Here is an 18,435-nt window from a genome sequence, read left to right on the forward strand (position 1 = left end):
CGGACGAGGTGACGGCCGGCCATAACTTTCGCCGCGTTTCCCGCGTCCAACACAACATGAGACGCTTCACCACCGCCACGCTCGTGGCCGGGCTGCTGCTGGCGGGCGGGGCCGCGCCGGCGCTGGCCGGCCGGTCCGCCCCCGTCCGCCGCTGCTCGGCCGCCCAGCTCCAGGTGCGCCTGGGCACGATCGACGCCGGCGCCGGCAACCGGAACGCGCCGCTGGTGTTCACCAACAGCTCACGCACCACCTGCACCCTGTACGGCCACCCCGGCCTGATCATGATCGACAAGCAGGGCGACGCCCTCCGCACCCGCGTGCGCCGCACCGCCGGGGCCAAGCATCAGGTGACCGTCAAGCCGGGCGGCAGCGCCCGTACGACGCTGCACTGGACGGTCGTCGAGACCGGCGACGAGACCCGCTGCCCGAGCGCGGCCCGCCTGCTGGTCATCCCGCCGGACGAGCAGTCGTACGTGAACGTCCCGTTCGACGCCGGCCAGGTGTGCGACGGCGGACGGCTCGACGTCACGCCGCTGGCCTGACGTCCGCGGGGCTGGTCAGCGCAGCCAGTTGACGACGACCGTCAGCACGATCGACAGCAGCAGCGAGATCAGGATCATCGCCAGGCAGCCCATCCAGCCGCCCAGCGGTCGCACTTCCCAGCCCCCGAACCTCATCCCCGGCCACTACCCGTGGCGGCCGGGGTCGTATCACGGCTCTGGCAGGGGTCATAGGCCGGCGACGAAGTCGAGGGCGACGGCCCAGGCGCGTTCGGCCGCCGGGGCGTCGTGGTCGGGCAGGCCGGGGTCGGTGAACAGGTGGCCGACTCCCGGATAGCGGAAGACCTCAACGTCGGCCCGCGCCCGGCGCATCTGGAGGTACCAGGCGTTGAGCCAGTCGACCGGCTCGTAGAAGTCGGGGTCGGCGATGTGCAGCTGCACCGGCAGGTCGTCGGCGGCGGCGTCCTCGGCCATGTCGGAGGTGCCGTGCATGAGCAGCAGCCCACGGGAACGCTCGTCGCCCAGGGCGAGGTTCTGGGCGATGGCCGCGCCGAGGGAGAAGCCCGCGTACACCAGGCCGTCGCCGGACAGCGGGGCCGCCGCCGCGATGGCCCGCTTCAGCAGCTCCTCGCTGCCGATCTCCTCCTTGATCGCGATGCTCTCCTCGGGCGTGTCGACGACGCGGCCGTCGTACAGGTCGGGGACGTGCACCTCGTGCCCCGCCTCCCGGAGCCTGTCGGCGGCCTGGTGGACGGCGGGCCGCAGGCCGTACATCGAATGCAGGAGGAGAATCCGCGCCATACGCGCAGCTTAGCGACCCCGCGCGCCCTCGGAACGCCCGCCCCGGCGGGTCAGCCGTCCTGGCCGGGCAGGTCGTGGGCGGTGAACATGTCGATCAGCAGGCGGACGGGCAGCCCGGCCTCGGTCGGGTAGCGGAACTGCCGGTCGAGGTCGAGGCTGTAGCGGTTGCGGCGGCCGATCCGCTCCCGGGCCAGGTAGCCGGCCTGGTAGAGGTCGGAGACGATGTTCTGCACCGTGCGTTCGGTGACGCCGACGCGGGCGGCGATGTCGCGCAGCCGCACGTCGGGATCACGGGCGATCTCCACCAGCACGCGGGCGTGATGGGTCAGGAACGTCCATGTCGCCGGGTGCTCTTCAGGGTCGGGCACAGCCTCTGCCGCTTTCTCTGCCTGGACGCCCCCGATCCGCGGGGCGGACGGGAACGGTTACCTGAAGATCCTATGACGAAACCTCTTTCCTGTAACCAGCTTCGCCCCTAACCTTGGTCATGGGACGGCTCGATGCCGTCCCGACCGGCCAGGCCCACTTGGGGAACAACAGATGTCCGTCGCCCAGACGTACCTTGCCGTCGCGCCGAGCGCCGCCACCAGGCCGCCATGTCAGTGCTCAACATGAGCTGCCGGCCGGTCCCGGCCGGCGTGCTGGTCACGGTTTCCGGTGAGCTCGACGCCACCAACGCCGATCGCCTGGAGTCCGCCATCCGCGACGCCCATCGACCCGGCCGATCCCTGATCCTCGACCTGAGCGAGCTGACCTTCATGGACAGCACCGGCCTGCACGTGCTGGTCCGGGCACACGACGACGTCAACGGCACGGGCGGCAGCCTGCGCCTGGCCGCCGTGCGGGACATCCCGGCCCGCATCCTCCAGATCACCGGCGTGTGGGACACGCTGCACGTCCATGCCGGCGTGGACGAGGCCATCGCAGCGGCCCGGAGCGCCTCGCCTGATCGACTGTCGGATGATGTGGGGCGGTTGTGATGCACCTGGCCAGCAGCTACCTGCCGGGAATCACGGTGATCACGGTGGCCGGCGAGGTTGACGCCACCGCCTCCGGCCACCTGGAGACCTACCTCGACCAGGTGCGCCGCAGTCTGGACGAGCACCTGATCATCGACGCCGGCCGGCTGGCGTTCCTGGACAGCTCCGGCCTGTCGGTCCTGCTCGCCGCCGCCACGCTGGCCCGCGCCCACGGCGTGGACGTGCACCTGGCGGGCCTCCGGCCCACGGTGGCCCGGCTGCTGGAGATCACCGGCACCGTGGAGCTGGTGACGGTCCACGACCACGTCACCCGGGCCGTCACCGTGGTGGAAGGGCTCCGGGACGCCAGGGCCGACGCGCTCGAAGCCGCCGGGCCCACCGAGGCCGTCTGACGGCCTGATGGTCGGCGGTCGTCAGCGGCGGCCGCCGAACCCCCAGTCGTGCACCTCGATGTCGGCGTACCGGTCGGCGGTCAGGACGGCACGGGCCGCGTCCGCGTCCGGCGCCCGGACCAGTAGCGCGGTGCCGACCCAGGTGGCGCCGTCGTCGGACAGCAGCGGCCCGTACGCGATCAGCTCGTCGCCGTCGGCCGGCGGGACGAGGTCGGCGGGCTGCCCGGAGCCCAGGCCCAGCACCAGATACCGGTTGCCGCCCTCCAGGCCGCCGGGGAACTCCCACATGGTGCGTCCCAGCACGTTGCGCCACCGGCGTACCATCACGTCCCGGTAGACCCCGGCCTGGTAGTTGGGCTCGTCGAAGGCGAACGCCCGCACGGAGGCGACGTCGGGCAGGTCGACGATGTGCACGCTGCCGGTGGCGGCGTCGGTGTCGCGGTCGAAGGTCGGGCCGCGGGCGATCAGCTCGGCCTCGTAGCGGTCCATGTAGGACCAGTGCGCCTCCAGCAGTTCCGCGCGCAGGGCACCCGAGCCGGGACGATCACGGTGGTAGCAGAAGAACTCCATGCGGAGAGTACCTACCACGTGGCGTCCCGGCGGCCACACTCGTCGCACGGCCCGGCGGCTCAGTCCAGCATCTGCTCGACGAGGTCGGCGGCGCGGGCGGTGCCGCCCTCGGCCCGCGCCTCGGCCCGCAGACGCGTCAGGCGGCGGGCCACCTCCGGGTCGGCGACCAGCTCGTTCAGGGCGGCGCGCAGGGTCTCGCCCGTGGCGTCCGGGGTGTCGATGCGGCGGGCCACGCCCAGCTCCACGAGCCGGTCGGCGTTGGCGAACTGTTCGGCGCCCTGCGGCACGGCGATCATCGGCACGCCGGCCAGCAGCCCTTCGCAGCAGCCGCCCATGCCCGCGTGGGTGACGAACGCGTCGGCCCGGTCCAGGATCGCCCGCTGCGGGACCCACGGGTGCACCTCGACGTTGGACGGGATCTCGCCCAGCTCCGCCGCGTCGGTGTACTTGCCGATCTGCAGGACGACGTGCCACCCGGGCAGGTCGCCGAAGGCCGCCAGGCACTGGCGGTAGAACTCCGGCTGCCGGGTGTAGGCCGACCCCAGGGAGATCAGCAGGACGTTCGCGGCGCCGTCGGGACGGGTCCAGCCGTCCTGCCGCCCGCGCGCGTCGTGGCAGGGGCCGACGAAGGTCACGGTGCCGGTGTCGACCCGGTCGGCGTGCGGCTGCATCGCCCGCGGGATCAGGGCCAGCGTGTGCGGCGGACGGCCGGAGAAGGCGTCCACGTCGGTGGTGGCGGCGCCGGACTCCGCGAGCCAGCGGGCGAATCCGGCCCGGTAGGCGTCGGCCCCCGGCAGTTGCCACAGCGACGCCGCCACCTCCTCCTCGTAGCCCTTCCAGGCCACGAACGTCGGCGACAACTGCAGGAGGGGACGGCCCTGCCGCTCGGCCAGGGCTCGTGCGGCGTAGGCGCCGATGTCGTACATGTAGAGGTCGGCGGGGTCGTCGTCGTAGGCGGCGCGCAGTTGCGGGAGCGCCTGGACGGCGTCGTCCAGGAAGAGGCTCATCGCCGCGATCGGGTCGTCGGGCCAGTTGTTGTCGGCGACCGGCAGCGTCGAGGAGCAGGGGACCAGCTCGGCGCCGGTGTCCGTGATCAGGTCGCCGACCGCCGGGTCGTTGGCGTACGTCACCCGATGGCCGCGGGCCACCAGCTCGCGGACGATCTCCAGGCTGGGCAGGACGTGGCTGACGGCGGGGATGCCGACCATGGCGATGTGAGCGCGGCGGCTGGACATGGACGATCACTCATTTCGGGTTCTGCGCGGCGTGCCGGGCGGCGGGTCAGGTGCGGTGGGTGTCCGGGGCGGCGGCCTCCAGGTCGGCGACGCTGCCCGACATGATCGTGCGCACGTGCTCGGTGATGTGCTCGGCGGGCCAGTCCCACCAGGCCAGCGCGAGCAGTCGGGCGACGTCCTCGGCGGGGTAACGGGTGCGGATGAGACGGGCCGGGTTGCCGCCGACGATCCCGTAGTCGGGCACGTCGGAGGTGACCACCGAGCCGGCGCCGATGATCGCGCCGTGCCCGATGCGCACGCCGGGCAGCACCGTCGCGCCGTAGCCGAACCAGACGTCGTTGCCGACGACGGTGTCACCGCGGTTCGGCAGGCCGGTGAGCAGGTCGAAGTGGTCGGACCACGAGCCGCCCATGGTGGGGAAGGGGAAGGTGGAGGGGCCGTCCATGCGGTGGTTGGCGCCGTTCATGATGAACCGCACCCCGGTGCCCAGCGCGCAGAACCTGCCGATGACCAGCTTCTCCGGGCCGTAGTGGTAGAGCACGTTGCGGGTCTCGAACGCGGTGGGGTCGTCCGGGTCGTCGTAGTAGGAGTACTCCCCCACCTCGATCAGCGGGGACTTGACCAGCGGCCGCAGCAGCGCCACCCGCGGCTGGCCGGGCATCGGGTGCACGACGGTGGGGTCGGCGGGGACGTGGGCGTTCATGGATCTTTCCTTCCGCCGCTACTAATGCGACAACTTGTACATTAAGATGGTGTCATGTCGCCGTCCGCCTCGCAAACGGGAAAGGGAGCGATGACGTCCGAGAGCCCGTCGTCCGGTCCGCGCCGCCGTCCGGGTGGCCGTACCGGGCGCATCCGTACGCAGGTTCTCGACGCGGTCCGCGCCGAGCTCGGGGAACGCGGCTACGACGATCTGACCCTCGACGGTGTCGCGGCCCGCGCGGGCGTGCACCGCGCGACGGTCTACCGGCGCTGGCGGGACGTCGGCGGCCTGCTCGCCGACGTCCTGGAGGCGACGGGCGACGACGACTGGCAGCCCCAGGACACCGGGTCCCTGCTGGGCGACCTGGCCGCGCTCAACCACGAGAACCAGGCGGCCCTGACCGCGCAGCCGTCGATCGCCGCGGCCCTGATCGCCGCCTCGTTCCGTTCCGAGGAGGCCGCCCGGGGGCTGCGACGGCTCTGGGAGGATCGATACAGCCGGTGCGAGGTCATCGTGGGGCGGGCGGTCGAGCGGGGCGAGCTTCCGGCGGACACCGACGCGCGGCGGCTGCTCGTGGCCGCCACCGCGCCGCTCTACCACCACCTGGTGCTCCTCCGCACGCCCCCGGACCCAGACCTCCCGGACCAGGCGGCACGAACGACCGCACTCGCGGCATCCGCCGGCGCCTTCACCCGCCCCGCCCCCGCCCCGTCCCCCTGAGCCGACGCCTTCACCCGCGCCACCCGGCCCTGCCCCCTCACCCGCACCACCTTCCGGCGGGCCACCTCTCCGGGCCTGCGCGAGCGTTCAGGCAAGGGCGGCGGGAGCTTCCGTGCCGAGCGTTCAGGCGTGGGCGGCGGGCTTGCTGGCGGGCTGGAACTTGAAGGAGATGGCCTCCATGAGGGCCTGGTGCTTGGTGTTCTGGCCCCAGCCCGGCGTACGGGCCCCGCCGCGGCGGTTCACCCGCCCGCGACGCTCTCCTCCTGCCGGACCAGGACGATCGCGCCTCAGGGCTCCGGTTCACCGCACCTGGGCAGAGCCTTGAGCGCGCTGCGTTGCATGGTGCCGGTCAGGGTCTGAGCACGATCTTGCCGTGGGTGTGTCGGCGTTCGAGTTCGGTGCAGGCCTGGCGGACCCGCGTCAGCGGGTAGACGTCGGCGATCGGGGCTTCGAGGTGTCCGCCGGCGATCAGGGCGGCCGGTTCGGCAAGCACCTCGGCGCCCGGCCTGGCGTTGGTTCCGGGTTCGGTCTTGACTCCGTACTTCGCGGCTGCCGCGAAATCGGCGATGGTGTCGATCCGCTCGACTTGACCCGCACGAGGACCTGCCCGCTCTCCGGCACGGGCCGGTCGACCTCGTCGACCCGCAACACCTCGATTCCACCGAACTCGTCGTATCTGACTGCCTTTGTCATTGCCTTGCTTCTCCTGTGGCGCGCGATGCGCGGCCGACGTCGAGAACGGGATGGTTCGTGCTGGTGTGGCTGTTACCAGGGCACCGTTCCGGCGTCGTCGAAGAATCCGCCGGTCGGTCCGTCGTCGGGCAGGGTTGCGAGGTGAATCGCGATGGCCGCACCCTGTTGTGGTGTGCGGACGCCTTGGAAACCGTTGAGGTCGGTGGCGGTGAAGCCGGGGCAGCCGGAGTTGATCAGGATGTTGGTGTCGCCCAGTTCCTTGACGTATTGGATGGTGAGGGCGTTGAGGAAGGTCTTCGAGGCCAGGTAGGCGGCGGGAACCCGGCCCATGTCGATGCCCGGCGTGGTTTGCAGGGCGAGCGAGCCGACGCTGCTGGACATGTTGACGATCCGCGGTGATGCCGAGTGGCGCAGCATCGGCAGCATCGCGTTGGTGACCCGGATGACGCCGATCACGTTGGTTTCCACGACAGCTCGCACGGTCGCGGGCTCGACCGTGGTCGGTGTCTGTGGCATACCGCCGGTGATCGCGGCATTGTTGACCAGGACGTCGAGCCCTCCGGCATGGCCGGCGATCAGCTCGGCCGCGGCGGCGACACTTTCGTCGTCGGTGACGTCGAGCGGCACGCCGAACGCATCGGTCCCGGCCGCGCGCAGCTTCTCGACCGCGGTGTCGCGGCGTTGTCGATCCCTCGCGCCCACACCGATTCGCCAGCCAAGGGCGCCCAGGCCTGCCGCGATCTCGTATCCGATTCCCTTGTTCGCGCCGGTCACCAGCGCGATCGTCCGTTCACTCATGCCGTCGATCATGTTGCGGACTCGGGTGGGGCGTCCAAGACCGGTCAGGTGGGCGGCGATACCGCACGGGTATCGGCCGTGGTCAGCGCCGGATACGCTGAGCCGGTGGAGACGCGGGAGTTGCGATACTTCGTCGCCGTAGCCGAGGAGTTGCACTTCGGACGTGCGGCACAACGGCTCTCGATGGCGCAACCACCACTGTCGCGGGCGATCCAGCAGCTGGAACGGCGGCTCGGAGTCGTTCTCCTGCACCGCACCTCTCGCGCCATCGCCTTGACCGAGGCCGGTTCGGTGCTGCTACGGGAGGCCCGGCTCGCGCTCGACGCGGTCGAAGCCGCCGAGCGCCGCACCCGCCGCGCCGCGGCTGACCAGCCCGGTGTGGTCCTGGCCACCAAGGCCGGAGCGTCCAGGGAACTCCTGTCGAAGCTTCTGCACGCCTACGCCGCCGAACCGGGCTCAGTGGCAGTCGAGGTGATGCTGTGCGGGCCGGGCGAGCCGGAAAGTCTGCTGCGCACCGGGCGTGCCGACGTTGCTCTGCTCCACCGGCCTTACGACACGACAGCGGGATTCGACACCGAGGATCTGCACACCGAACAGCAGGTCGTGGTCCTGCCCAAGGGTCATCCCCTCGCCGACCGGGCGTATCTGTCGTCAGCCGAGGTCAACGCCCAGACGGACCTGCCCCTGCCGCGCTGGCCCCGACGGGATGGCGGCCATCCGGACGGCCCCGGCCCGCAGGTGCGCGACCATACCCAACTGTTCCAACTGATCGCGCTCGGACTGGCCTGCGCCGTCGTACCCGAGTCGCTCCGAGACCGGCTACGCGACGACCACGCCATCGTGCCGGTACCGGACGCGCCGGCCGTCACGACCGTCATCGCCTGGCCGCCACACAGCAGATCCAAAGCCGTCGCCGGCCTCGTCCGCACCGCGACACGCCTATAGCCGATACCTGCTGCAGCACCGCTGTTCGCAGGCCGGGGTGGGGGTCCGGGGCGATCCCGCGAGTCGAGATGGTCACGCGTACCTGGCATGATGGCGGCCCAGGAAGATCGTCGGAAGGTTTGATGTGAAGAAGACGCTGTCCATCGCCGTCGCGGGCCTGCTCGTGATCGGCCTTGCCCCCGCCGCGCACGCCGTGTCCACGGTGCAGGTGAGCGCGCGCGATGTCTACGCCGGCTACGCCCAGCTCTCCGCCCAAGAGACCGAGGGCAGGGACTATCGCCGCGTCCAGCGCGTACCCCGCGGGGCGCGGGTGGCGCACATCGCCATCCACGGCGGCGCCATCGAGGCGCCCACGTCGCAGCTCGCCGACGAGGCTGCAGGCCGCAGGCACGCCTACTACTCGTTCGAGGGCATCAAGGCCTCCGGCAACAGCGCTCTGCACATCACCGCCACGCACTTCGACGAACCCAAGGCGCTCGCGGTGGTGACGGGGGTCGACTACACCATCTCCTGGCACGCCGCCGCAGGCACCGGCGCGACCACTTACGTCGGTGGACGAGACACGGCGTTGATCAAGAAGGTGAAGGCCGAGCTGCGCGCCGCCGGGTTCCCCGTCGCGGCGTCCGTGCCCACGGAGATCGGCGGCACGAGCACCCGCAACATCGCAAACAGGAACCGCAGAGGCATGGGCGTGCAGCTGGAGATCAGCCGGGGCCAGCGGGAGCGGTTCTTCGACGGCGGGAAGCTGGCTCGCGCCTGGGTCGAGAACCCCGCCAACCGTACGAAAGCCTTCTACCGCTACGTCGCGGCCGTCAACCGTGCCCTTGGCTGAGCGGCGATCTGGCGAAAGTCCGCCCTCTCCGAAGAACGCGAGACGCTGCAGGGCGCCAGGCGCTGGTCCTGGCCTAGGCGGGGGCGTGCGGGGCCTTGTCGCCGGTTGAGATGTCGTCTCCGGCTGTGGAGGCTTCTCCGGTGAAGTGGCGCAACTGCGGGCTGAGTGCGGCTACAGCGGCGGTCAGGCCGAGCAGCCCGCCCAGCACGATGAGTGCCGCCGCGCCGCCCAGTGTCGCAGCCAGTGCCCCGCCGAGGACGGGCCCGAGGGGCTTGAGCGCCATCGCGCCCATGCCCAGGACCGCGCCCATCCGGCCGAGCATCGCTTCCGGCACCATTCGTGCGATCACCACGCCCATCACCACGTTCAGTGAGGGCGTCGACAAGGTGATGAACACCAACGGGATCATCGGCCACCACGCCCCCCAGGGCAGTGCCGTGGCCGCCAGCGCGGCACCGAAGAGCGTGACGACGGCCAGCAGGAGCCTGCCGGGAGGCAGGAGCCTGCTGATGCGGCCCGACAGCAACGCACCGGTCAGTCCGCCGATACCGAGGCCGGCCAGGACCGTGCCGGTGACGCGCGCATCACCGCCGCGTTCGCCGACGAGCACGATCAGCGGGATGAGGAACGCTCCGCCCAGCAGGTTGAGGATCATCACCGCTGCGGTGACCTCCCGCAGGCCATGCCGGCGCCACAGCCACGCGATGGCCTCAGCCGCTTCCCGGCGCATGCTGGGCCGGATCGGCCGCTGCTGCTCGCCGTCATCTCGCGCAGAGGTCGGCGGCTCGCCCGCCGGGCGGCGGGGCACCTTGGCAAGAGCGTAGAAGAGCGTGGCGGCAATGAAGGTGAGGGTGTCGACGACGAAGGGCACGGCCCGTCCCAGGCCGTACAGCAGGCCGCCGAGCGGAGGGCCGATCAGACCGGCCGCGTGGGTACGGGCCTCCTCCTGCGCGTAGGCACTGTGCAGTTGGCCCGTGGGGACGATGCCGCGGATCGCCGTCTCTTGGACGGGACCGATGAACGCGACGCACAGCCCGTCCAGCACTGCCAGTGTGATGAACTGCCAGACCTGCACATGACCGGTGATGATGAGCGCCGTCAGCAGTGCGGAGGCAATCGCCTGGAGGCCCTGGGCCGTGATGAGCGTGCGGCGACGGTCCCATCGGTCCACCCAGACGCCGGCCGGCATCTGGATCGCGAGGAAGGCGACAGTGCGGGCGCCGGCGACGATGCCCGCCAACCCGGGCGAGCCGGTGAGCGCCAGCACCAGCAACGGCATGGCGAGCCTGGTGAGCTCCGACCCCAGCTCGGAGACCGCGCTGCCGACCCATAGCAGTTGAAAACGCACATTCTTCCGCAGCGGGACGATGTCGGTCACGAAGCGTCTTCCTTGGATGCGGGGTGCGGTCACCTGGCCTGACGCGCACTTTCGGCGGCGAAGGTGGCGCCGGTTCCGGTTTCGGACAGGTCGGGCGGGACCCGGAGAAGATACCTACCGGAGATGACGCTGTCTACCTATCACCACCGAGCGGCCTGCAGCCCGCCCTGGCGGGCGTTCAGACCACTTCGCCTGCCCCCCCCCCGGCGGAAAACTCGGTGGACCTCCGGGCCGGTCACTGCGAGCATGGCCGGTGATGTACCGAGCATAGGAACACGTCGATCACCGGCAGGGGGACGGCCCAGGAGCCGTCACCCCCTTGTCGGCAACTCCCTGACTCTTCCCTCAGACGATCGACGTGCGGGCGCCCGAGCGCGCCCGGAGAAGGACTTTCCATGTACATCCATGAGTACGCCAGGTACGACGCCACCGGCCTCCGCGACCTGATCAGGACGGGCGAGGCCGGCGCCGGCGAGGTCGAGACGGCCGCCCGCCAGGCGCTGGCGCAGGTTGACGAGCACGTCAACGGGCTGGCGCTGCCGGTGTTCTCGCCGGCGCTCGACCACGCCGCCGACGGGCCCTTCGCGGGGGTGCCGTTCCTCATCAAGGATCACGGGCCGGTGGCCGAAGGGGTGCCGTTCACGCTGGGGAGCCGGGCCTATCCCGGCGTCCTCGCCAGGCGCGACACCGACCTGATGACACGTTTCCGCGCCGCCGGCCTGGTCACGCTGGGCCTGACCACGGTGCCTGAGCTGTGCGCCGGCTTCACCACCGAGCCCGTGCGCTACGGGCCCGTACGCAACCCCTGGGACCTCGGCCGTACCGCGGGCGGGTCGAGCGGCGGCGCCGCGGCCCTGGTGGCGGCCGGGGCCGTGCCGGTCGCGCACGCCAGCGACGGCGCCGGCTCGACCCGGATCCCGGCCGCCTGCTGCGGGCTGGTCGGGCTCAAGCTGAGCCGTGGGCGTGGCCCCTGCGGCCCGGAGACCGGTGAGCTGGTCCTCGGCATGGCGGACGAGTTCGTGCTCACGCGTACGGTCCGCGACGCCGCCCGCCTGCTGGACGCGGTCCATGGGCCGGGCATCGGCGACAAGTACACCGCGCCTCCTCCGCGTCGGCCGTACGCGCGGGAGCTCGTGACGGACCCGGGCCGGTTGCGGGTCGCGCTGACCATCACCTCCTGGATGGGCACCGACGTGGACCCGGAAGTCGCCGCGGCGGCGGTCGCGACGGCCCACGTGCTGGAGCAGGCCGGGCACGTCGTCGAGGAGGCGAGCCCGGCGGTCGACCGGGAGGACGCCATGAGGGCGTGGCTGATCGAGGCCGCCGGGCTCGCCTCCCCCTGCCTGCTCGCGCCACGGCAGCCCGACGAGGCCAGGATGGAGGCGGTCTCGCGGGAGTTCCTGAAGGCGGCCAGGCAGGCCACCGCGCTGGACATGCTGGCCGCCTTCGACGCCCAGAACCGGATCACCCGGTCGGCGGCGGCCTTCTTCACCCGATACGACCTGCTCCTCACGCCCACCCTCGGCCGCCTCCCTGTGCCGCACGGCACGTTGCGGTACGACGATCCCGGCCACACGCTGCGGGGATGGCTGGAGACACTGTCCGGGTTCGGGCCGTTCACGCAGTTGTTCAACACCACCGGACAGCCGGCGATCAGCCTGCCGCTGGGGCAGAGCGCGAGCGGGCTGCCCATCGGCGTGCAGCTCGCCGCCGCGTACGGGCACGAAGACCTGCTGTTCCAGGTTGCCGCGCACCTGGAACGGGCGATGCCGTGGCGGGACAGGGTTCCGCCGATCTTCGCGGGCGGTCTGTCAGGGTGATGGGGAGGCGGTCACTCTGAGACCGCGGGCGAGGGCGGCTCGGCGTCGAGCGGGGCATGGTCGGTTCGGTCGGACCCGATCGAGGTCGTAGTCGCCCTCGCGGCGGGTGCCATGGCGGCTCGGCGCGCCGTGGGGGCGGCGGAGGTCCAGGCATGCCCGGCAGTGAGCCGGGCTCGACCTGCACCAACTGCGCCGCAGCGCCGCCACCCGCCTCGGCGGCCGATGGTGTGCTCCGGAGCTGACGATGGCCCAGGCGACGCGCGGGCCATCGTCGTGGTGGCGGGTCGGGGTGCCGCACGCGGTGACGGGTTCGCTTGATCCCCATGGCCGGCCCGCCGAGCGCCTCCCAATTCCGAGGCCGCGGATCCGCCCGGTGGCGGGGGCATGATCCGATCCAGGGGGCTCACGTATGCTTGACGTCCCATGAGTGAGCAGTTGACGATCGGCGAGCTGGCCGAGCGTACCGGGGTCGCCACTTCCGCCCTGCGTTACTGGGAGGAGCTCGGCCTGATCCCGGAGCCGGAGCGCGTCTCGGGGCAGCGGCGTTATCCGCCGTCGGCGGCCGAGCTGGTCGCCGTGATCCTGTTGCTGCGCGAGGTCGGCCTCACGTTGCGCGAGGTCAGGACGTTTCTCGCGGCCCGGTCCGAGCCGGGCGACGGCTGGCGGGAGCTGTACCGGCGCAAGCTCGACGAACTGGACGAGCGCATCGCCCGGGCCCAGGTGGCGCGCACCGCCATCGCGCACGGCATGGCCTGTCCGCACGAGAACGTCTTCGCCTGCTCCTCCTTCACCGGCATGGTCAAGGCGCGGCTGGCGGGGGCGTCCCTGGAAGAGGCTCACAAGCACTGATCGACCGGCGCCGGCGGCGGGGCAGGGTGAGAGTGATCAGGAGGCCGGCGATCATCGCCGCCGCGGTGAGCAGGACGACCAGGAACTCGCCGTCCGCCGTGGCGGCGCGAAGGGCCTGACCGGTTTTGCCCTCGGTGCCCACGTCGGCGATGACGGCGAAGACGGCCAGGCCGATGGCGTTGCCGATGTTGAGCGCGGTGGAGGCGATGCCGTTGGCGACGCCCTGCTCATGGGCGGGGGTGCCGGTGGCGGCGGCGATCCACATGGCGGTCCAGACGATGCCCTGGCCGAGGCCCGAGACGACGAGGCCGGGGATCAGCAGTCCGTACCCGGCGTCGGCGTCGAAGCCGAGAGCCAGGACGGCGGTCCCCACGACGCCGGCGGCGAAGCCGATCAGCAGCGTGGTACGGGTGCCGATCCGGGTGGCCAGGCGTTCGCCGCTCTGGGTGCCGGCGGCGATGGCCAGCGAGGGGATGAGGAAGGCCAGCCCGGTCTCCAGGGCGCTGTAACCGTGGACGCTCTGCAGCAGCACGGTGAGGAAGTACGGCAGGACGCCGAACGTGGCCATGTAGACGAAGGTGACCAGCATGCCGACGGTCAGGCTGCGGTTGCGGAAGAGCCGGAACGGCATGAGCGGGTCCGCGCTGCGTCCCTCGACCAGCGCGAAGATCACCAGCAGTACGGCTGCCAGCGCGAACGCGCCCACGACCAGAGGGCTGCCCCAGCCCAGTTCGGGCCCTTCGACCAGGGCGAAGACCAGCAGGGTGGATCCGCCGGTGACGGTGAGCGCCCCCGGCATGTCGAACCTGCGCCGTTCCCGCCTGACCGGGTCGCGCGGGATGACGGCCAGGGCGGCCAGCGCGACCAGCCCGGCCAGGGGGACGTTCACGAAGAAGACGGCGGGCCAGCCGAAGTTCTGGGTGAGGACGCCGCCGAGCAGCGCGCCGATCGTCAGCCCGCTGGCGCCCGCGCCGCCCCAGACGGCCAGCGCCCGGTTGCGCTGCGGCCCCTCGGCGAACAGGCTGTTGAGCAGCGCCAGCGTCGAGGGCAGCAGCAGCGCCCCGCCGATGCCCTGGACCGCGCGGGCGACGATGATGACGACGGGACCACCGGCCAGGCCGCCGGCCAGCGAGGACAGCGCGTAGATGGCCAGGGCGAGCACGAAGACGCGGCGGCGGCCGAGCAGGTCGGCCGCCCGGCCGCCGAACAGCAGGAAGCCGCCGGCGAAGACGACGTACGCGCTGACCACGAGTTGCTGGGTCTGGCCGGGGAAGCCCAGGTCGGCGCCGATCTGCGGGAGCGCGACGAAGACGATGTTGAGGTCGAGCGCGTAGATGAGCTGGGCCAGGGCGAGCAACGCCAGGGTCCAGCCGAGTCGCGGCTTGACGCCGTCCGCGACGGCTGCGGGCAGCGGGGATGGTGTGGACATGGAACGCCCTTCGGAGGGAGCCGGGGAGCGGGCACGGGGAAGCCCGCCGCCGCACGAAACGACCGTACGACGATTTAAGTACAGTCGTACTATGCCAGATGACGGAAGGATTGTTCGACAGTCGCGGTACAGTTGAACCATGGCTTTCCGTCATCCCGACCGTGACCAGATCCGGATCGAAGACGTGCTGTCGGCGCTGGGGAACGGGGTGCGCCTGTCCGTCGTACGCGTCCTCGACGCCGGGGGCGAGCACAACTGCACCAGCGTCCTGAACACGCTGGGGATCACCGCGAAGTCGACCATGACGCACCACTGGCGCGTTCTGCGCGACAGCGGCGTCATCTGGCAGCGGCCCTCGGGGCGGGAGAACCTGCTCGTCCTGCGGCGCGATGACCTGGAGGCCCGCTACCCCGGCCTGCTCGACGCCATCCTGTCCGGCGCCCGCACCGACGACGCCGCCCAACGCCCCGACCACGCCGGTTCCGCCGCCTGACCACTCGGGCCCCGGCGTTTCGCCGCACCTCGGCGGCCACCCCGGCCCCGCCGGAGCCTGAACCGGGCCGGCGCGAGAGCCGACGCCGGAATCCGCGAACCCGTGTCGACGCAGGACGTCGCGCCGGCATGACTTCATCGAGCCGCCGGACGCCGGCGCTTCGGCGCCCGGCACACCCTCGGCGGAGGACTTGCGTACGTCGCCATCACGCGCCGGTGCGGGCAGGGGCGGCAATTTCGACCGGCCGCACCGCAGGAATGCCATTCTCGCGGATCGGCCGCGGCCCGGCGTTCGGCATTGTCGATAATCAAGGCGGCGGTGGCACGACCTGTGATACGGCTACGCTGGTGGATTCGAAGAAGTCTCGCATGTCGGAAGCGGTTCGCGTGGCGGTCATCGGGGCCGTCGCGACAGTGGCCGCCGCCGTGATCACTGTCGTCTTCACGGCCGGCGGCCAGGACGCGGAGGTGACGAGCAGCAGGTCACCGAGCGTGTCGCCGTCCGCCGGGTCTTCCACGCCGACCTCGGCGCCGTCGCCGTCGGCCTCGGCCTCGGCCTCGGCCGAGTCACAGTCGTTCTCCCTGGTCGATCAGCCGGCCATCACCGACGACGACAAGGAAGGTTGGGGAGAGGATCCCTTACAGGTGAACGGAAAGACCTACGACAGAGTGCTTTCCGCCTCGCCGTGCTATCTGAACGACAATTTCAGCGTGACATTTGTGACCGGCAGAAAATATGCCCGGCTGACGGCGTCAATTGGCGTGGCCGACACGTCGCCCGTCGCCCGCCCTCTCAAGTTCTCGGTCCAGGCCGACCGGCGGACGGTGTTCAGCAAGTCGGTCGGGCTGGGACAGGTCAAGAAGGTGGACGTGGACGTCCGCGACGCGATCCAGGTCTCCATCGTGGTGAGCACCACCAGTACGCAGCAGTGCCACGGCGACACGACGGGCGTCTGGATCGACCCCCAGTTGTTCTGAACGAGGGCGTCACCGGAGCCGGGCGCCGCGGAACGGTCACCACTGCTTCGACGCGCCTGGTACGACGGCCGTCTCCTCCCCCGCATCAGCCTCCTCGCGCTGTACGGCTTGCCGGCCAGCTTCCTCGGCACGATCTGCCAGGCCAGCGCGGCGGTGGCCAGAAAGGTGGGGCTGGGCTTGCCGAGGGTGACCTCGACCGTGCGCGGGCCGGTGACCTCGACCTTCTTGACCTGCGTGACGTAGCCGGCGGCCTGCGAGGTCACGGCGGGGTCGAGGTGGCGGGTCAGGGAGTAGGCGGCGTCCTCGGCCGTGACCGGCGTGCCGTCGCTGAACCTCGGGCCCTCGCGCAGGGTGAAGACGTACGTGCGCGGGTCGGGGTGGGTCCAGGACGCGGCGATGCGCGGGACGACCCGGCCGTCCGGGCCGATGCCCACCATCGTGTCGAGGACGGCGAACTGCACGGTGGTGGAGGCGTCGTTGAAGCCGTGGGCGATGTCGAGGCTGTTGGGGGCGTTCCCCATGGCCCAGCGGAGCGTGTCGGGGCCACGCCGGAGCTCGCGGCTCCGGCGCAGCCCGTCGCCAGCAGGAGCAGGGCGCCCGTCGCGGGCCTGGCGAGCGCGGTTGCGGATGTCCTGGAACCACCTCGGTGAATGAGCGGGGGGATAGTCGGACGCCAGAAGCCCGACCTCCTCCGTTCACTGACCCGGCAGCCAAACTCTGCGCACCCCGGCTCGTGCTGCAGGCCGACACGGCCCTAGACCAGGCCAGGGGGGACGCCGACGGGGGCGGTGCCCTCGGGCTGGGCGGCGAAGCGCAGACCGAGCAGGCCGAAGCCGCTGAGCAGCAGGTCGCCGTCCGCGTCGAGGCGCAGGGTGAAGGGGCCCGCCCGCCACGTCCCGGCGGGTGCGGGGGCGACGGGAGCCTGGAAGGTCAGGCCGACGCGCAGCGTCCCCTCGTCGATCACGGCGAGCACGCCCGTCTCGTCGTTGAGCCAGGCGCCCCGCGGGACGGGCTCCTCCCCCGGCGGGTCGCACGGCTCGTACGCGTGCGGCCACCGGATCGACCCGTCGTGGCCGAGCAGCAGCCGCCCGTCCTCCGGCACGAGCCAGATCCGGCCGGCCGGAACCTGCGCGTACCAGCGGCCGTCGTCGTCGAGGGCGAGCTCCATGTCGTTGGCGCCGGTCAGGGAGATCCCGCCGTCGTCGGCGGGTTCGAGCGTGAGCGTGGCGTCGGTCTCCGGGTCGTGCCAGGGCCCGAGCAGGGCGGGCCGCGCCGCCTCGGCGTCGGCCCGGCGGGCGGGGGCGGGCCGGGGGGCCGGGTCCTGGCCGGTGAGGGCGCGGGCCAGGCCGAGGCTGAGTCCGACCGGGTCCAGGCCGCTGTGGTTGGTCAGGACGGCCACGCCGAGGCCGGGCTCCGGCAGGTGGAGCAGGTTGCCGACGTAGCCGTGCATGCCGCCGGCGTGGCCGTACGCGGGCAGGTTCCCGGCGGTCAGGTGGCAGATGCCGCGCGCGTACCGCAGGACGGTGCCGTCGGCGAGCACGGTCCGGTCCAGCAGTGCCGCGCGCACGTCGGCGCCCAGGACCCGGCCGTCGGCCAGGAAGCCGAACCACGGGGCCAGGTCGGCGACGCCGGTCACCAGGCCGCCGTCGCCGACCGCGCTCTCCTGCGTGTCGGCCCGCGCGCCCGCGCCGTCGTAGCCGTAGGCCAGGCGCGGCAGCGGGACGGAGGCGTCGTCGCGGAAGACGGTGTCGTCCATGCCGAGCGGGCCGAACAACCGCTCGCGGGCGAAGTAGGCCAGCGACCGGCCGGTGAGCCGCCGGACCACGACGGCGGCCAGGACGTAGCCGGTGTTGGAGTAGGAGAAGCGGGTGCCGGGCTCGAACGTGGTCCGGCGCATTCCCGCCACGATCTTCATCAGGCGTTCCTCGTCCATCAGGGGGAACGGGACGCCGGTGACGGCCTGCAGGCCGTACCACTCCGGCAGGCCGCCGGTGTGCCGCAGGCACTGGTCGATCGTGACGGGCACGTCGAGCCGCAGTTCGGGGACGTGCCCGCGGACGTCGTCCGACAGGCTCAGCCTGCCGTCGCGGGCCAGCAGCAGCAGGCACGCGGCGGTGAACTGCTTGCTGATGGAGGCGATGTCGAAGCGGGTACGGGAGTCGATCGGGACGCCGAACTCGACGGTGGCCACGCCCCTCGCCGCGGTGTGCAGCACCTTGCCGTCGGCGTAGACCCCGACCGCCAGACCCGGCCCGCCGGGGCGGAGGCCGGGAAGGGCGTCGAGCGCGCGTTCTACCTGCTCAAGATCCATCGCTCAAGT

General features: G+C 71.7%; 20 protein-coding genes and 1 pseudogene. 10 read left to right on the forward strand and 11 right to left on the reverse strand.

From position 1 onward, the window contains the following. The first annotated feature begins 56 nt into the window (after positions 1-56). Positions 57-542 (forward strand): DUF4232 domain-containing protein, encoded by a 486-nt coding sequence (locus tag ACIHAD_RS30715; RefSeq protein ID WP_397358137.1) that lies wholly within the window; start codon positions 57-59, stop codon positions 540-542. Between the two features lie 186 nt (positions 543-728). On the opposite strand, the gene ACIHAD_RS30720 is transcribed toward ACIHAD_RS30715, so the two are convergent. Together ACIHAD_RS30720 and ACIHAD_RS30725 are read right to left on the reverse strand one after the other, a co-directional pair. Further along, positions 729-1,301, reverse strand: a complete 573-nt coding sequence (locus ACIHAD_RS30720) for a dienelactone hydrolase family protein (RefSeq protein ID WP_397358138.1) — start codon at positions 1,299-1,301, stop codon at positions 729-731. A gap of 50 nt (positions 1,302-1,351) precedes the next feature. Beyond that, on the reverse strand, positions 1,352-1,669 hold the full coding sequence (locus ACIHAD_RS30725; RefSeq protein WP_397358139.1) for a helix-turn-helix transcriptional regulator: 318 nt from the start codon (positions 1,667-1,669) through the stop codon (positions 1,352-1,354). A gap of 228 nt (positions 1,670-1,897) precedes the next feature. Here ACIHAD_RS30725 and ACIHAD_RS30730 point away from each other — a divergent pair, with 228 nt between their 5' ends. Beyond that, on the forward strand, positions 1,898-2,281 hold the full coding sequence (locus ACIHAD_RS30730; protein ID WP_397358140.1) for an STAS domain-containing protein: 384 nt from the start codon (positions 1,898-1,900) through the stop codon (positions 2,279-2,281). Beyond that, a complete protein-coding gene (locus ACIHAD_RS30735; RefSeq protein WP_397358338.1) occupies positions 2,281-2,673 on the forward strand; it encodes an STAS domain-containing protein in 393 nt (130 codons plus the stop codon). The genes ACIHAD_RS30730 and ACIHAD_RS30735 overlap by 1 nt, the downstream gene beginning before the upstream one ends. Positions 2,674-2,694: 21 nt before the next feature. On the opposite strand, the gene ACIHAD_RS30740 is transcribed toward ACIHAD_RS30735, so the two are convergent. Genes ACIHAD_RS30740 through ACIHAD_RS30750 form a run of 3 tightly spaced genes read right to left on the reverse strand, consistent with a single transcriptional unit; the run spans position 2,695 to position 5,181 of the window. Further along, positions 2,695-3,261 carry a YciI family protein gene (locus tag ACIHAD_RS30740; protein WP_397358142.1) on the reverse strand — a complete coding sequence of 189 codons (567 nt, stop codon included), beginning with the start codon at positions 3,259-3,261 and terminating at the stop codon, positions 2,695-2,697. 41 nt (positions 3,262-3,302) lie between these two features. Then, a complete protein-coding gene (locus tag ACIHAD_RS30745) occupies positions 3,303-4,478 on the reverse strand; it encodes a macrolide family glycosyltransferase (RefSeq protein WP_397358143.1) in 1,176 nt (391 codons plus the stop codon). A 46-nt stretch (positions 4,479-4,524) separates the two neighbouring features. Further along, positions 4,525-5,181, reverse strand: coding sequence for a CatB-related O-acetyltransferase (locus ACIHAD_RS30750; protein WP_397358144.1), 657 nt, complete (start codon positions 5,179-5,181; stop codon positions 4,525-4,527). 90 nt (positions 5,182-5,271) lie between these two features. Between ACIHAD_RS30750 and ACIHAD_RS30755 the strand changes: the two genes are divergently transcribed. Next, positions 5,272-5,901, forward strand: coding sequence for a TetR/AcrR family transcriptional regulator (locus ACIHAD_RS30755; protein ID WP_397358145.1), 630 nt, complete (start codon positions 5,272-5,274; stop codon positions 5,899-5,901). 349 nt (positions 5,902-6,250) lie between these two features. Here ACIHAD_RS30755 and ACIHAD_RS30760 read toward each other — a convergent pair whose 3' ends face one another. Beyond that, on the reverse strand, positions 6,251-6,700 hold the full coding sequence (locus ACIHAD_RS30760; protein ID WP_397358339.1) for a zinc-binding dehydrogenase: 450 nt from the start codon (positions 6,698-6,700) through the stop codon (positions 6,251-6,253). Further along, the gene (locus ACIHAD_RS30765) at positions 6,667-7,404 is read right to left on the reverse strand and encodes an SDR family oxidoreductase (protein WP_397358146.1); all 738 of its coding nucleotides are present in this window, start codon (positions 7,402-7,404) and stop codon (positions 6,667-6,669) included. The genes ACIHAD_RS30760 and ACIHAD_RS30765 overlap by 34 nt, the downstream gene beginning before the upstream one ends. A gap of 93 nt (positions 7,405-7,497) precedes the next feature. Between ACIHAD_RS30765 and ACIHAD_RS30770 the strand changes: the two genes are divergently transcribed. Both ACIHAD_RS30770 and ACIHAD_RS30775 read left to right on the forward strand, forming a co-directional pair. Next, on the forward strand, positions 7,498-8,337 hold the full coding sequence (locus tag ACIHAD_RS30770; protein WP_397358147.1) for a LysR family transcriptional regulator: 840 nt from the start codon (positions 7,498-7,500) through the stop codon (positions 8,335-8,337). A gap of 124 nt (positions 8,338-8,461) precedes the next feature. Then, on the forward strand, positions 8,462-9,169 hold the full coding sequence (locus ACIHAD_RS30775) for a poly-gamma-glutamate hydrolase family protein (RefSeq protein ID WP_397358148.1): 708 nt from the start codon (positions 8,462-8,464) through the stop codon (positions 9,167-9,169). Between the two features lie 73 nt (positions 9,170-9,242). Here ACIHAD_RS30775 and ACIHAD_RS30780 read toward each other — a convergent pair whose 3' ends face one another. After that, a complete protein-coding gene (locus ACIHAD_RS30780) occupies positions 9,243-10,547 on the reverse strand; it encodes an MFS transporter (RefSeq protein WP_397358149.1) in 1,305 nt (434 codons plus the stop codon). Between the two features lie 395 nt (positions 10,548-10,942). Here ACIHAD_RS30780 and ACIHAD_RS30785 point away from each other — a divergent pair, with 395 nt between their 5' ends. Then, a complete protein-coding gene (locus ACIHAD_RS30785) occupies positions 10,943-12,367 on the forward strand; it encodes an amidase (RefSeq protein ID WP_397358150.1) in 1,425 nt (474 codons plus the stop codon). Positions 12,368-12,790: 423 nt separating this feature from the next. Next, positions 12,791-13,216 carry a MerR family transcriptional regulator gene (locus tag ACIHAD_RS30790; protein WP_397358151.1) on the forward strand — a complete coding sequence of 142 codons (426 nt, stop codon included), beginning with the start codon at positions 12,791-12,793 and terminating at the stop codon, positions 13,214-13,216. On the opposite strand, the gene ACIHAD_RS30795 is transcribed toward ACIHAD_RS30790, so the two are convergent. Continuing rightward, complete coding sequence (locus tag ACIHAD_RS30795) at positions 13,167-14,645, reverse strand: MFS transporter (protein WP_397358152.1); 1,479 nt, start codon at positions 14,643-14,645, stop codon at positions 13,167-13,169. The two genes, ACIHAD_RS30790 and ACIHAD_RS30795, sit on opposite strands and share 50 nt — an antisense overlap. A gap of 139 nt (positions 14,646-14,784) precedes the next feature. Here ACIHAD_RS30795 and ACIHAD_RS30800 point away from each other — a divergent pair, with 139 nt between their 5' ends. Further along, entirely contained in the window at positions 14,785-15,138 is a 354-nt protein-coding gene (locus tag ACIHAD_RS30800) for an ArsR/SmtB family transcription factor (protein ID WP_397358153.1), read from the forward strand. Positions 15,139-15,506: 368 nt separating this feature from the next. Next, positions 15,507-16,115 (forward strand): NPCBM/NEW2 domain-containing protein, encoded by a 609-nt coding sequence (locus tag ACIHAD_RS30805; RefSeq protein ID WP_397358340.1) that lies wholly within the window; start codon positions 15,507-15,509, stop codon positions 16,113-16,115. Between the two features lie 137 nt (positions 16,116-16,252). Here ACIHAD_RS30805 and ACIHAD_RS30810 read toward each other — a convergent pair. Then, a pseudogene (locus ACIHAD_RS30810) lies at positions 16,253-16,636 on the reverse strand (ABC transporter substrate-binding protein); the annotation flags it as partial. A gap of 233 nt (positions 16,637-16,869) precedes the next feature. Then, positions 16,870-18,426, reverse strand: coding sequence for a serine hydrolase domain-containing protein (locus tag ACIHAD_RS30815; RefSeq protein WP_397358154.1), 1,557 nt, complete (start codon positions 18,424-18,426; stop codon positions 16,870-16,872). Positions 18,427-18,435 lie beyond the last annotated feature (9 nt).

The organism is Nonomuraea sp. NPDC052265 (assembly GCF_044547985.1).
Taxonomy (GTDB): Bacteria; Actinomycetota; Actinomycetes; order Streptosporangiales; family Streptosporangiaceae; genus Nonomuraea.

Excerpts from the sequence above, each read along its gene's own strand:
- ACIHAD_RS30715 (WP_397358137.1), top strand. The coding sequence starts at position 57 with ATGAGACGCTTCACCACCGCCACGCTCGTGGCCGGGCTGCTGCTGGCG.
- ACIHAD_RS30720 (WP_397358138.1), bottom strand. The coding sequence starts at position 1,301 with ATGGCGCGGATTCTCCTCCTGCATTCGATGTACGGCCTGCGGCCCGCC.
- ACIHAD_RS30730 (WP_397358140.1), top strand. The coding sequence starts at position 1,898 with ATGTCAGTGCTCAACATGAGCTGCCGGCCGGTCCCGGCCGGCGTGCTG.
- ACIHAD_RS30735 (WP_397358338.1), top strand. The coding sequence starts at position 2,281 with ATGCACCTGGCCAGCAGCTACCTGCCGGGAATCACGGTGATCACGGTG.
- ACIHAD_RS30745 (WP_397358143.1), bottom strand. The coding sequence starts at position 4,478 with ATGTCCAGCCGCCGCGCTCACATCGCCATGGTCGGCATCCCCGCCGTC.
- ACIHAD_RS30750 (WP_397358144.1), bottom strand. The coding sequence starts at position 5,181 with ATGAACGCCCACGTCCCCGCCGACCCCACCGTCGTGCACCCGATGCCC.
- ACIHAD_RS30755 (WP_397358145.1), top strand. The coding sequence starts at position 5,272 with ATGACGTCCGAGAGCCCGTCGTCCGGTCCGCGCCGCCGTCCGGGTGGC.
- ACIHAD_RS30765 (WP_397358146.1), bottom strand. The coding sequence starts at position 7,404 with ATGATCGACGGCATGAGTGAACGGACGATCGCGCTGGTGACCGGCGCG.
- ACIHAD_RS30785 (WP_397358150.1), top strand. The coding sequence starts at position 10,943 with ATGTACATCCATGAGTACGCCAGGTACGACGCCACCGGCCTCCGCGAC.
- ACIHAD_RS30790 (WP_397358151.1), top strand. The coding sequence starts at position 12,791 with ATGAGTGAGCAGTTGACGATCGGCGAGCTGGCCGAGCGTACCGGGGTC.
- ACIHAD_RS30795 (WP_397358152.1), bottom strand. The coding sequence starts at position 14,645 with ATGTCCACACCATCCCCGCTGCCCGCAGCCGTCGCGGACGGCGTCAAG.
- ACIHAD_RS30800 (WP_397358153.1), top strand. The coding sequence starts at position 14,785 with ATGGCTTTCCGTCATCCCGACCGTGACCAGATCCGGATCGAAGACGTG.
- ACIHAD_RS30805 (WP_397358340.1), top strand. The coding sequence starts at position 15,507 with ATGTCGGAAGCGGTTCGCGTGGCGGTCATCGGGGCCGTCGCGACAGTG.
- ACIHAD_RS30815 (WP_397358154.1), bottom strand. The coding sequence starts at position 18,426 with ATGGATCTTGAGCAGGTAGAACGCGCGCTCGACGCCCTTCCCGGCCTC.